13 protein-coding genes and 3 pseudogenes are annotated in these 12,268 nt (G+C 72.1%); 9 read left to right on the forward strand and 7 right to left on the reverse strand.

Translation table 11 applies throughout. The features are described from left to right. Positions 1-3: 3 nt before the first annotated feature. From ACFV5H_RS04685 to ACFV5H_RS04695, 3 genes are all read left to right on the forward strand, one after another. Positions 4-864 (forward strand): sulfite exporter TauE/SafE family protein, encoded by an 861-nt coding sequence (locus ACFV5H_RS04685; RefSeq protein ID WP_385051024.1) that lies wholly within the window; start codon positions 4-6, stop codon positions 862-864. Between the two features lie 164 nt (positions 865-1,028). Then, on the forward strand, positions 1,029-1,397 hold the full coding sequence (locus ACFV5H_RS04690) for a thioredoxin family protein (RefSeq protein ID WP_385192819.1): 369 nt from the start codon (positions 1,029-1,031) through the stop codon (positions 1,395-1,397). 40 nt (positions 1,398-1,437) lie between these two features. Then, positions 1,438-1,704, forward strand: coding sequence for a metal-sensitive transcriptional regulator (locus ACFV5H_RS04695; RefSeq protein WP_048456494.1), 267 nt, complete (start codon positions 1,438-1,440; stop codon positions 1,702-1,704). Positions 1,705-1,851: 147 nt separating this feature from the next. On the opposite strand, the pseudogene ACFV5H_RS04700 reads toward ACFV5H_RS04695, so the two are convergent. Continuing rightward, a pseudogene (locus tag ACFV5H_RS04700) lies at positions 1,852-2,248 on the reverse strand (DUF302 domain-containing protein). A gap of 188 nt (positions 2,249-2,436) precedes the next feature. Between ACFV5H_RS04700 and ACFV5H_RS04705 the strand changes: the two are divergent. From ACFV5H_RS04705 to ACFV5H_RS04715, 3 genes are read left to right on the forward strand one after another with little or no spacing between them, the layout of a single operon-like run. Then, the gene (locus ACFV5H_RS04705; protein ID WP_385192821.1) at positions 2,437-3,798 is read left to right on the forward strand and encodes a rhodanese-like domain-containing protein; all 1,362 of its coding nucleotides are present in this window, start codon (positions 2,437-2,439) and stop codon (positions 3,796-3,798) included. A 36-nt stretch (positions 3,799-3,834) separates the two neighbouring features. After that, a complete protein-coding gene (locus tag ACFV5H_RS04710) occupies positions 3,835-4,194 on the forward strand; it encodes a rhodanese-like domain-containing protein (RefSeq protein WP_385192823.1) in 360 nt (119 codons plus the stop codon). Beyond that, positions 4,191-4,940 (forward strand): sulfite exporter TauE/SafE family protein, encoded by a 750-nt coding sequence (locus ACFV5H_RS04715; protein ID WP_385051033.1) that lies wholly within the window; start codon positions 4,191-4,193, stop codon positions 4,938-4,940. The genes ACFV5H_RS04710 and ACFV5H_RS04715 overlap by 4 nt, the downstream gene beginning before the upstream one ends. A 24-nt stretch (positions 4,941-4,964) precedes the next feature. On the opposite strand, the gene ACFV5H_RS04720 is transcribed toward ACFV5H_RS04715, so the two are convergent. Beyond that, positions 4,965-5,243: a metal-sensitive transcriptional regulator gene (locus ACFV5H_RS04720; protein WP_030227223.1), complete on the reverse strand. Its 279-nt coding sequence runs from the start codon at positions 5,241-5,243 to the stop codon at positions 4,965-4,967. A 284-nt stretch (positions 5,244-5,527) separates the two neighbouring features. Between ACFV5H_RS04720 and ACFV5H_RS04725 the strand changes: the two genes are divergently transcribed. The 3 genes and pseudogenes from ACFV5H_RS04725 to ACFV5H_RS04735 all read left to right on the forward strand — a co-directional run. After that, complete coding sequence (locus tag ACFV5H_RS04725; protein WP_385192825.1) at positions 5,528-6,793, forward strand: MFS transporter; 1,266 nt, start codon at positions 5,528-5,530, stop codon at positions 6,791-6,793. 120 nt (positions 6,794-6,913) lie between these two features. After that, positions 6,914-7,219: a transposase gene (locus ACFV5H_RS04730; RefSeq protein ID WP_385051037.1), complete on the forward strand. Its 306-nt coding sequence runs from the start codon at positions 6,914-6,916 to the stop codon at positions 7,217-7,219. A gap of 98 nt (positions 7,220-7,317) precedes the next feature. Next, a pseudogene (locus tag ACFV5H_RS04735) lies at positions 7,318-7,467 on the forward strand (IS3 family transposase); the annotation flags it as partial. Between the two features lie 50 nt (positions 7,468-7,517). On the opposite strand, the pseudogene ACFV5H_RS04740 reads toward ACFV5H_RS04735, so the two are convergent. The 5 genes and pseudogenes from ACFV5H_RS04740 to ACFV5H_RS04760 all read right to left on the reverse strand — a co-directional run. Further along, a pseudogene (locus ACFV5H_RS04740) lies at positions 7,518-7,865 on the reverse strand (transposase); the annotation flags it as partial. Positions 7,866-8,065: 200 nt separating this feature from the next. Beyond that, positions 8,066-9,037 carry a pirin family protein gene (locus ACFV5H_RS04745; protein WP_385051039.1) on the reverse strand — a complete coding sequence of 324 codons (972 nt, stop codon included), beginning with the start codon at positions 9,035-9,037 and terminating at the stop codon, positions 8,066-8,068. 51 nt (positions 9,038-9,088) lie between these two features. Continuing rightward, positions 9,089-9,949 (reverse strand): ABC transporter ATP-binding protein, encoded by an 861-nt coding sequence (locus ACFV5H_RS04750; protein ID WP_385192828.1) that lies wholly within the window; start codon positions 9,947-9,949, stop codon positions 9,089-9,091. Continuing rightward, positions 9,946-10,986 (reverse strand): FecCD family ABC transporter permease, encoded by a 1,041-nt coding sequence (locus tag ACFV5H_RS04755; protein ID WP_385192832.1) that lies wholly within the window; start codon positions 10,984-10,986, stop codon positions 9,946-9,948. Before ACFV5H_RS04755 ends, ACFV5H_RS04750 begins: the two co-directional genes overlap by 4 nt. 41 nt (positions 10,987-11,027) lie before the next feature. Then, a complete protein-coding gene (locus ACFV5H_RS04760; protein WP_385192834.1) occupies positions 11,028-12,095 on the reverse strand; it encodes a FecCD family ABC transporter permease in 1,068 nt (355 codons plus the stop codon). Positions 12,096-12,268 lie beyond the last annotated feature (173 nt).

Below are 12,268 nucleotides of genomic sequence, written 5' to 3' on the forward strand. Positions count from 1 at the left end.
GTCATGACGCTGACGCTCGTCCTGGTCCTCGCGCTGCTGGTCGGCGTCTCCTTGGGGCTGCTCGGGGGAGGCGGGTCGATCCTGACCGTGCCGCTGCTGGTCTACGTCGCGGGCATGGACGCCAAGGAGGCCATCGCCACCTCCTTGTTCGTCGTCGGCGTCACCTCCGCCGTGGGCGTGATCAACCACGCCCGCGGTGGACGGGTCCGCTGGCGCACCGGCGTCCTGTTCGGAACGGCCGGCATGGCCGGCGCCTACACCGGCGGGCTCATCGGCGGCCACATTCCCGACGTCGTCCTGCTGGTCGCCTTCGCGGTCATGATGATCGTCACCGCCGCCGCCATGCTCCGCGGCCGCCGGGATGCCGGCCCCGGCCGGGCCCCTGAACGGCTCCCGGTGGGGCGGGTCCTGCTGGACGGCGCGGCCGTCGGTCTGGCCACCGGCCTGGTCGGCGCGGGCGGCGGCTTCCTCGTCGTCCCCGCCCTGGCCCTGCTGGGCGGCCTGCCCATGCCGGTCGCCATCGGCACCTCCCTGCTGGTCATCGCGATGAAGTCCGCCGCGGGCTTCGCCGGCTATCTCGCCACCGTCCAGATCGATTGGGGCCTGACCCTGGCCGTCACCGGGTTCGCGGTCGTCGGCAGCCTCGCCGGAGCCCGGCTGGCCGGACGCGTCCCCGCCCACGTCCTCTCCCGGCTCTTCGCCTGGTTCGTGCTGGCGATGGGCACCCTCGTCCTGATCCAGCAGGCCCCCGCCCACGTAGCGGTCCCGATCCTGACCGCCATCGCCTCGCTGGGCGCCGGAGCGGGCGTCTGCTACGGCTTCGTCGCCCGCTGCCCGCTGCGCCGCGCCGTTCGTCGAACCTGACCCCCCGATCCTGCACAACACCGTTGCCCCGGCGCACCGTCCCCTCGGCGCGCCGGGGCAGCGGCATTCCGTGCCGTCCGGGGAATGACCCGCCCCGTTTCGTCGTTCATTACCCCAGGGGGTATCAAACGCCACTGCCCTGGCGAAACGGAAGGTACCGACCCATGAGCACCGTCGCCCTCGCCGCCGCGGACTTCGAGAAGACCGCCAACGGCAACGACATCGCCCTCGTCGACTTCCGGGCCGCCTGGTGCGGACCGAGCCGGATGTTCGCCCCCGCCTACGAGAAGGCCTCCGAGGCCCACTCCGACATCGTCTTCGGCAAGGTCGACACCGAGGCCGAGCAGGCCCTGGCCGCCGCGGCCGACATCACCTCGATCCCCACCCTGATGGCCTTCCGCGAAGGCGTCCTGGTCTTCTCCCAGCCCGGCGCCCTGCCGCCCCGGACCCTGGACCAGCTGATCACCTCCGTCCGCGAGCTCGACACGGACGAGGTCCGCGCCTCCCTCGCCACCCAGAGCCCCAGCCAGTGACCGCGGCCGGTCCCCGACCGGCCCTTCGAGAGGACACCCCATGGTCCAGCTCCCCGCCGACCAGGTGCGGTCGGCCGCCAACCGCCTCAAGCGCGCCCAGGGCCAGCTCGCCGGCGTCGTACGCATGCTGGAAGAAGGACGCGACTGCGAGGACGTCGTCACCCAGCTCGCCGCGGTCAACCGCGCACTGGACCGGGCCGGCTTCGCCATCGTCGCCAGCGGCCTCAAGGAGTGCCTGACCCAGGAGGGCGGAGCCGACAGCCTCGACACCCAGAAAATGGAGAAGCTCTTCCTCTCCCTCTCCTGAAACTCCTCCGCTCCGACCAGGTGAGGACACCCGTGGAGCACCTCCCCGTGGCCCTACCGTCCTCCCCACTCCCGTGGCCGGTGAGCTGCCACAGCCCACCGGTCCTGGTACGTGGCCACCGGCCGGACCCTGATGGGCCCGGGCGGGTCAGACGGCGGACAGGGCGCTCAGGGCTGCGTCCAGGCGGGCGGTGGCCTCGTCGGCGACGGGCGTGAGGGCGTCGAGTCCGGTGAGGGTGACCCTGGTGCCCGGGTCGAGAGCCTGGACGAGCGCGTGGTCGCCGTCGCAACGGACGACGACGTTGCAGGGCAGAAGCAGCCCGACGGAGCGGTCAGCCTCCAGCGCCCCGGTGGGCCAGGGGCGGGTTACAGGCGCCCAGGATCAGGCAGTCCTCCATGTCATGGTCGAGCCTGGCTTTCAGGGTGGCCCGCACGTCGATCTCGATGAGAACGCCGAACCCCTGGTCGGCCAGGGCCCGGCGGACGGCGGCGACGGCAGTGTCAAAGTCGGCGCCGGTCAGGCGGACGGTGCGGTCGTAAGCCACGGTGCGCTGCTCCTTCGATGCGGAATGTCCGGTTCCCTCGATACCCCACCGGGTACCCGCCGCAGTGAACGCGATACCGGACGAGCCATCCGGACAAAGACCGGAAATACCCCCCTGGGTATCTCTGTTAGGGTGAGTGAGCCGGATACCCCCCGAGGTATACAGTCTCTTGCGGAGGAGCCGTAGCCGTGTTCTTCGTCGACACCCTGGAATTCGAGGGCCTGGGCAACCGCAGTTACCTGGCCGGCGGGCCCGACGCCGCGGTGGTCGTCGACCCGCCGCGCGACATCGACCAGGTCATCGCCGCCGCGGCGAGGCGCGGGGTGCGCATCGCTCTCGTGGCCGAGACCCATGTGCACAACGACTACGTCACCGGCGGCCTGGAACTGGCCCGCGTCACCGGCGCCCAGTACCTGGTGCCGGCCGCGGCTCACGTGTCCTTCCCCCGTACCCCGGTCGCCGACGGCGACACCGTGACGGTGGACGAGGGCCTGGTGCTGCGCGCGATCGCCACTCCCGGGCACACGCCCCACCACACCTCCTACGCCCTTGCCGAGGACGGGCGCGGTGTGGCGGCGTTCACCGGCGGGTCGCTGCTGATCGGCACGGTGGGCCGTCCGGACCTGGTCGAGCCGCGGCTGACCGAGCGGCTGGCCCGTGCCCAGCACGCCTCCGCCCACCGGCTGGCCGACGAGCTGGACGACGAGGTGCCGGTGCTGCCCACCCACGGCTTCGGCAGCTTCTGCTCCTCCTCCCAGGCCGAGGGGGACGCGACCACGATCGGCAAGGAGCGCGAGACGAACGACGCGCTGAACCTGGACGTGGACACCTTCGTCGCCCGGATGCTGGCCGGCCTGGACGACGTACCCGCCTACTACGCTCACATGGGCCCGGCCAACGCCGCAGGTCCCGCACCGGTCGACCTCACCCCGCCGGAGCGGGCCGACGCCGAGGAGATCGCCTCCCGGCTGGCCGAGGGCGAGTGGGTGGTGGACCTGCGCAGCCGCATGGCCTTCGCCGAGGGACACGTGGCCGGGTCGTTCAACTTCGAGGGCGAGGGCAAGCTCGCCACCTACCTGGCCTGGCTGATCCCGTGGGGCAAGCCCGTCACCCTGCTCGCCGACACCCCGGAGCGGATCGCCGACGCGCAGCGGGAACTCGCGCGGGTGGGCATCGACCGCCCGGCCGCCGCCACCACCGGTGACCCGGCCGGCTGGGTCCGCGAAGGCGAGCAACTCGCCTCCTTCCCCCGCGCCCGCTTCGCCGACCTCGCCGACGTCCGCGAGCGCGACGACGTGGTGGTCCTGGACGTGCGGCGGAACTCCGAACGCGCCGCGGGACACGTCGAGGGGGCAGTGCACATCCCGATCCACGAGCTGCACGGCCGCCTCGGCGAGGTGCCGTCCGGAACCGTGTGGGTGCACTGCGCGAGCGGGATGCGCGCGGCGATCGCCGCCTCCCTGCTCGACGCCGCCGGACGGGACGTGGTCGCCGTCGACGACGGCTTCGACGCCGCCGGCGAGGCGGGCCTGACCGTGACCCGCCGCTGATCACCCCGTCCGCTCACCCAAGGCAAGGGCACCACCATGTTCCTCTTCCGACGCGGCACCGACCGCCTCACCCCCGACCAGGCCCGCACCCGCACCGACGACGGCACCGCCGTACTGCTCGACGTACGCGAGACGCCAGAGTGGAAGGCCGGGCACGCACCCGGCGCCGTCCACCTGCCCCTGTCCCGGCTGGCGGCCGGCGCCGTCCTGCCGCCGGACGCGCAGGACCGTCCGGTGGTGGCGATCTGCCGCTCCGGGAACCGCTCGCAACAAGCCGCGAAACTCCTGGCCTCCCGGGGCGTCGACGCCGTCGACGTCACCGGCGGCATGAACGCCTGGGCGGAAGCCGGCCTGCCGGTCGTCGACGAGCACGGGCAGGGCGGCCGGATCGCGTGAGCGCCCTGGTCCTGGCCCTGGTCGCGGGAGCCGTGGTCGGTCTGGCGCTCGGCGCGCTCGGCGGTGGCGGCAGCGTCCTGGCCGTCCCCGCCCTGATCTACCTGCTCGGCTTCACCCCCGCCGCGGCCACCACCGCGAGCCTCGTCATCGTCACCGTGACCTCCCTGACCGCCCTGTACGCCCACGCCCGGGCGGGGAACGTGCGGTGGAGAGCCGGGGCGGCCTTCGCGGCGGCGGGACTGCTGCCGGCCGCCTTGGCGGGGGCCGCCGCCGCCCGCCTGCCGCAGGCCGTCCTCACCGTCGCCTTCGCGGCCGTCGCGGCCCTGGCCGCACTGAGGATGCTCCGGCCCGGCGACCCGGCCGGCGCCGCGGGCCGCGGGGTGCGGCCGGGTCGGGCGGCCGGGACCGGGGCGGGACTGGGGGCGCTGACCGGGCTGCTGGGTGTGGGCGGCGGCTTCCTCGCCGTCCCTGCCTTGGTCACCGTCCTGGCCTTCGAGATGCAGGCCGCCGTCGGCACCAGCCTGCTGGTCATCACGGCCAACTCCCTGGCCTCGCTCGCCACCCGCTCGGGCGCCGCCGTCTCCCTCGACTGGGCGGTGATCGGCCCCTTCATCGCCACCGCCGTGCTGGGCGCCTGGGACGGCAAACGCCTCGCCGCGAAGGCCTCCGGGCCCCGCCTGCAACGCGTCTTCGCGGTCGTCCTGCTGGCCGTGGCCGCCTTCATGCTCGCCGACGCGGTGACATGAGACGCCGCTCGGGCCGGGGCTCGCTCAGGCCAGCGACAGGAACAGCTTCTCCAGCCGGGCGCGCATCCGGTCCCGGTCGCCGTCCACCTGACCCTCCTCGGCCATGCAGTGCTGCAACCCCGTCGCGATGATCGCGAAGCCGGCCCGGTCCAGGGCTCGGGAGACCGCGGCGAGTTGCGTGATCACGTCCTCGCAGTCCCGCCCCTCCTCGATCATCCTGATGATCCCCGCGATCTGGCCCTGCGCCCGGCGCAGCCGGTTGAGCACGCTCTTCAGCTCGTCGGCCGCCATGTCCAGCTCCACACATCCTCCTTCATTGATACCCCTTGGGGTATTCTAGTCCGTTCGGTGCTTCTCCCGGACGAAAAGACGAAAAGCAACCTCACGCACATGAGCACCCCCCATCGCCATCGATCCCGCCCAGGCAGCCGAGCGCTTGAAAACCTACGTCGCGAGCGCGCCGTGACCGCCGCCGGTCTCAGGAAACGGACCGGCCGCACCGATGCCACCGTCCTCGGCGGCGGGCCGGCCGACCACGTGGGTGCCCGCGGACAGCGGCCCACCCGAGGTACGGAGGACATCCGCCCGTGAGCGCCACGCCCACCGCGACCGGGCGGCCCGTCCGGCTGGGTCTGCGGGAGAACTGGCTGCAGTTCACCCTGCTGGTCGTCGTCAACATCTGCGTCGGCGGCCTGGTCGGCCTGGAACGCACCACAGTCCCGCTCATCGGCTCCGAGACCTTCGGACTCACCAGTGACCTGGCCGTCTTCTCCTTCATCATCGCCTTCGGCCTCACCAAGGCGCTCACCAACCTCGCCGCAGGCGCCCTGACCTCCCGCTTCCGCCGCAAGCAGCTGCTGGTGACCGGCTGGCTGCTCGGCATTCCCGTCCCCTTCGCCCTCGCCTGGGCGCCGTCGTGGGGCTGGATCGTCGCCGCCAACGTCCTCCTCGGCCTCAACCAGGGCCTGACCTGGTCGATGACCGTCAACATGAAAATCGACCTCGTCGGCCCCTCCCGACGGGGACTCGCCACCGGCCTGAACGAGGCCGCCGGATACACCGCCGTCGGCGTCACCGCCCTGCTCACCGGCTACCTCGCCACCAGCTACGGCCTGCGCCCGGTCCCCGAACTCATCGGCGTCGTCTTCGTCGCCGCCGGCCTCGCCCTCGCCCTGGCCGTCCGCGACACCGCCGCCCACGTCGCCCTGGAACTGGCCCACCACACCAAGCCGCTGCCGCCGGATGAGGACACCGGTCTGAAGGCCACGTTCACCCGCACTTCCTGGCGCAACCGCTCCTTGCGCGGAGCCAGCCAGGCCGGACTGATCAACAACCTCAACGACGGCCTCACCTGGGGCGTCTTCCCCCTGCTGTTCACCGACCACGGCCTCGGGCTCGCCGCCGTCGGACTGATCAAAGGGATCTACCCGATCCTGTGGGGGCTCGGGCAGATCCCCACCGGCCACCTCGCCGACCGCATCGGCCGCAAACCCCTCATCGTCTACGGCATGCTCGTCCAGGCCGTGAGCTTCGTCCTCGCCCTCGCCCTGCTGGACCAGCCGCTGCTTGCGGGCATCCTGTCCGCGGTCTTCCTGGGCCTGGGCACCGCCATGGTCTACCCGGCCCTCATCGCGTCCGTCTCCGACCACGCCCACCCCGCCTGGCGGGCCAACGCCCTGGGCACATACCGGTTCTGGCGGGACATCGGTTACGCCGCCGGGGCCCTCGTCGCCGGCATCCTCGCCGACGCCCTCGACCTGAACGCCACCGTCATCGCCGCCGCCACTCTCACCGCCGCCTCGGGACTCCTGGCAGCCCACTGGATCACCGAGCACCGGCCCGACGTCCGCTGAACGAGCGACCTGTCCCGGCCGCTACCGGAGCAGGCTCTGGGTGACCCGCCACATGAAGCTTCCCCTTGATGTCGGACACCCGGAGACTGGGACGTGAGGTTCCAGAGGAAGTAGTGCCAGGTGGGAAGCAAGAGCAATCGCAGCAGGCGGTACACGGAGGAGTTCAAGCGCGACGCGGTGGCTCTCGTACGCTCCTCCGGGAAGACCGTCACCGAGGTGGCCCGTCAGATCGGGGTCAGCGCCGAGGGACTGCGGAACTGGGTCAAGCAGGACACGATCGACCGCGGGCAGAGGGCGCCGGGCGAGCTCACGAGCGCGGAGCGGGAGGAACTGCGTCGGCTGCGGCGGCAGAACCGTGAGCAGGCCGAGACGATCGAGGTGTTGCGAGAAGCGGCGGTCTTCTTCGCGAAGGAGAGCGATCGATGAAGGACGTGTACACGTTCATCAAGGCGGAGAAGACCACCCACCATGTTGCTCTGTTGTGCCGGCTGCTGAAGGTGGCCCGGTCCTCTTTCTACGCCTGGATGGCCGGCGAGCAGGCCCGCGCCGCCCGCCGGGCCGCCGACGACGCCCTCGCCCACGAGATCACCGTCTTGCACATCGCCTCCCGGTGCACCTACGGAGTGCCGCGCATCCATGCCGAGCTGCGCGGGCCGGACCGGCGGGTCAACCGCAAGCGCGTGGAGCGGATCATGCGTGAGCGCGACATCACCGGCGTCACCCGGCGCAAGCGCCGGTCGCTGACCGAGTCGATGGCGCACCGTGACCAGTCCAGGTCCCCACGGGCGCCCAGCTCATCCAGAACCAACCGGTGCAGCTCTGCCCAGACCCGCGCCTGTGACCACTCGGTGAACCGGCGGAAGGCCGTCACGCCAGACGGCCCGAATCCTGGCGGTAGCTGGTTCCACGTGCAGCCCGACGTGGCCACGAAGATGATCGCGGCCAAGACCTCGCGGTCCCCGTGCCGTCTTCGGCCCCCACCCTGCGGACGGACGGGAGCCGGCGGCACGACCCGCTGAAAGAGCTCCCACAGCGCGTCTGGCGCCATCCGATGGACAAGCGAAGTCGTCATCACGCCAACATGGCGCAAGATCACGCCTAATGAAATGACTTGTAAAGCTGCCCGCAGATGCCCATACATTGAGAACTGCGGACAGCTTCAGAGACGCCGGAAGGCAGGAACCGAAGGCACGCACCAGGGGATGGCCACGTCACCGGGCGGGCCCAGCAGCGATCTTGAGGCCCCTGGTTCAAGGCCGATGTTTTCGCAGGTCAGCGCATCCTTCCTCGTGGCTTCAAAGGAGCGTTCGGCAGCTCCGGCGCGGGCAGTGGGGCCCCGTCGTACCCCTGCACCTCGCCGAAACGTGACCCCTTCGTCCAGTCCTCGCGGGCCTGTACGATCTCCTCGTGTGACCGGCCGATGAAGTTCCACCACATGACGATCTCCTCCTCGAAGGGCGGTCCGCCCAGGAGCAGCAGGCGGGCCGGGTCGGGCGCCTGGTTGGAGAGGGTGAGGGCGGTGCGGCCGGGGGGCGCGTAGCCCAGTTCGGCCGGCTTCAGTGCCGTATCGGCGAGGAGGACGTCGCCGGTGTCGAGGAGGACTCCGTGTTCGAAGCCGGGGTCCACGTCGAGGGTCACGCGGGCGCCCGGGTCCAGGGTGATCTCGGCGCCGAGCAGCGGGGTGAAGGTGCGTACCGGTGAGGTGTCGCCGGCGAGCGTGCCCAGGAAGACGCGGGCCTCGCCGCCGTCCAGCGCGACCGGGGCGGGGACGTGGTGCTGGAAGTCGCGGGCCGCGTCGCGGTGTTCCCCGGGCAGTGCCACCCACAGCTGCGCGCCGTGCAGGATCCGGGTGCTCCCGGTGGAGACCTCGGAGTGGCTGATGCCGTGGCCGCCCGTCATGAGGTTCAGCTCACCGGGCCGGACGTAGGCGTGGCTGCCGAGACTGTCGCGGTGTTCGATCTCGCCGCTGAACAGCCAGCTCACCGTCTGCAGACCGGTGTGCGGGTGCGGGGGTACGCGCATGCCGCCGGACTCGGTGACGTCGTCGGGGCCGTAGTGGTCGGCGAAGCACCAGGCTCCGATGAGGGTGCGCGCCCGCTGGGGCAGGGTCCGCCGTACCCGCATGGCGCGGGGGCCGCCGAGGGGTACGTCCCTCGGGGTGAGGATCTCGATGTCCGGCGGGGGCGGCCCGTCGGCGTCCGCGCCGCAGACCGTCTCCGTCGGGTGCGTTTCCGTGTTGCTCATGTGCCGGCCCTCCACCACAGAAAAGTTCGAAATTCAACTTTAATGGGTCGATCATAGGACGGCTGTGCCAGGATCGCGCGCCGGACGCCGTGAGTCGTCGGCGGCGCGCCGCGGGGCGGCGGGCACCATCAGGGGGGTGCCGGTCTCCGGGTCGTCGATGATGCGGCAGGGCAGGCCGAACACGTCCTCCACCAGTTCGGCGGTCATCACGGCCGACGGGTCCCCCTCGGCCACGACGGTGCCGCCGGCCCGCATCACCACGAGGTGGGTGGCGTAGCGGCAGGCCTGGTTGAGGTCGTGCAGGACCGCGACGACGGTGTGCCCCTGGGCCGCGTGCAGCTCGGCGCAGAGGTTCAGCACCTCGATCTGGTGCGCGATGTCCAGGAAGGTGGTGGGCTCGTCGAGCAGCAGGACGGGCGTCTGCTGGGCGAGCACCATGGCCAGCCAGACCCGCTGGCGCTGCCCGCCGGACAGGTCGTCGACGGGCCGGCCGGCGAGGTCGAGGACTCCGGTGCGGCGCATCGCCCCGGTCACCGCGGTCTCGTCCTCGGCGGACCACTGCCTCAGCAGCCGCTGGTGCGGGTAACGGCCGCGGGCCACCAGGTCGCCCACCGTGATGCCGCCGGGCGCGGTCGACGACTGCGGCAGCAGCCCGAGCCGGCGGGCGACCTCGCGGGTACGGTAGGAGGCGATGGCGGCGCCGTCCAGGTAGACCTCGCCCGCCTTGGGCCTGAGCATCCGGGCCAGTGCCTTGAGCAGGGTGGACTTTCCACAGGCGTTCGGTCCGACGATCACCGTGAAGGAGCGGTCGGGGATGTCGACGCCGAGGCCGGTGGCCACGGTCCGCCGGTCGTAGGAGAGGGTCAGGTTCTCGGCCCGGATCCGGGGTTCCGGCGGGTGCGTTCCTGTCATGCGCGGCTCTTTCGCGACTCGGTGACCAGCAGCCGGATGAGGTACAGCCCGCCGATGGTGCCGGTGGCCGCGCCCACCGGCAGGAGGGTGTCGGTGAACAGGCGCTGCACGGCGAGATCGCTCGCAGTGAGCAGTACGGCGCCCATGAGGGCGGTGGGCAGCAGGGCGGGGGCGGAGGACCGGGTCAGCCGCCGGGCCACCTGGGGGGCGGCCAGGGCGACGAACCAGATGGGTCCGGCGACCGCGGTGGCGAACGCGGCCAGGGCGACGCAGACGACGAGCAGGACGGTGCGGGTCCGGGCCACGTCGACACCGAGCGCCGTCGCCGTCACGTCGCCCATCTCCACCATCGAGAGCCGGCGGGCGAACACGAAGGCGACCGGGAGGAGCACGAGGACCGCGAGACCGATGGCGCCGGCCTGGGTCCAGCCGCGGTTGTTGAGGCTGCCGAGGAGCCACGCCTGCGCCTCCAGCGCCTCCTGGAAGGTGGCCCTGGTGATCAGGTACGAGTTGACGGCCAGCAGCAGCGCGCTCACCCCGATGCCGATGACGACGAGCCGGAACCCCTGCAGTCCCCGGCCGGCGACGAGGAGGGTGACGGCGGCGGCGGTCGCGAGGCCGCCGAGCAGCGCGCCGAGCGCGATGCGGGTCATGCTGCCGTGCAGCACGATGATGACGGTCAGGGCGCCGACGGCCGCCCCGTTGGTGAAGCCGATGACGTCGGGGCTGCCGAGCGCGTTGCCGGTGAGGCTCTGCAGGATGCCGCCGCTCACGGCGAGGGCGGCGCCGACGCACACCGCGGTGACCAGGCGGGGCAGGCGCAGGGTGTTGACGATGAAGTCGGCGCCCGGGGATCCGTTGCCGGTCAGCGCCTCGACGACCTCGGTGACGGAGAGTTCGAAGTCCCCGGTGGTCAGACTGACGCCCATGATCACGACGAGCACGGCGAGCAGTACGGCGCCCACGGCCACGGACCGGCCCGGGATCCGCAGCGAGATCCCGCCTCCCCGGGCGCGCACGACCGTCCCGCTGATCACGGGTGCGGCTTCGGCGGGGGTTTCCGTCGGGTGTACGGGGTTCACAGCATGACCAGCTTCCGGCGACGGCACAGCGCGATGAACAGCGGGGCGCCGAGGAACGCGGTGACGATGCCGACCTGGACCTCGCCCGGCGCGCCGATCACCCGGCCCAGCACATCGGCGCCGATCAGCAGGACGGGGGCGAGCAGCATCGAGTACGCCATCACCCACCGCTGGTCGGGACCGGCGACGAACCGGGCCACGTGCGGGACGGCGAGGCCGACGAAGCCGATCGGTCCGGCGGCGGCGGTCGCGGCACCGCACAGCAGCATGACCGCGACGGCCGCCAGCACCCGCGTGCGGACCACGTGGACGCCGAGGGCCCGTCCCAACTGGTCGCCCATGGCGAGGGCGTTGAGCGCGGGGGCGAGCAGCAGGGCGAGTGCCGTGCCGACGGCGACGAACGGCAGGACGGTCTGGAGGACGTCGTAGGTGCGTCCGGCGAGCGAGCCGGCGGTCCAGAAGCGGAACTGGTCGAAGGCGCGCGGACGCAGCAGCAGCACCGTGGAGTTGAAGGCGTACAGCACCGCCGTGACGGCCGCGCCGGCGACCACGAGGCGGTCGGGTGTGGCGACCGTCCGTCCGGCGGAGCCGAGCAGGTGGACCACCAGGGTCGCCACGACCGCGCCGAGGAGCGCGAACCACACCTGGCCCAGGACGGATCCCACCCCGAGGAACGCGATGCACACGACCACCCCGGTGGAGGCGCCCAGGTTCACGCCGAGCAGTCCCGGGTCGGCGAGCGGGTTGCGCGTCATCGCCTGCATCAGCGCGCCGGACAGCCCGAGGGCCGTGCCGACGACGAGCCCGAGGAGCGTACGGGGGATGCGGTAGTCGTGGATGATGACCGCGGCCTCGGAACCGTCGGGCCGCCACAGCAGTGTCCAGGTCGAGGTGAACGGGATGCCCCGGGTCCCCACCCACACGCCGAGGAGTCCGACGAGGACGAGCGCGCCGAGCGCGAGGAGGAGCCCGAACGCGCGGAGCGCGGTGGTCCCGCGTCGTGCTCCGGGCACGACCGGGGCGGAGGGCTGCCCGGTGGACACCGCCCGGGTTTCGACCGTCAACGACAACTCCCCCTGGCGGTGGTTCGCGGGGCTCGCCCGGGTGCGGGAAGGCAGGACACGACGGCGAGTTCAGCTTAGGCGAGGCTAACCGAAGGCGAAGCGGGTGGTCAACGAGCCGTCGTACGAGGGGTGTTGGTCGCGCGGTGGCGTACGCCGGCGCACTCGGCGCGCCG

Source organism: Streptomyces sp. NPDC059787 (assembly GCF_042732315.1).
GTDB lineage: Bacteria > Actinomycetota > Actinomycetes > Streptomycetales > Streptomycetaceae > Streptomyces > Streptomyces atrovirens.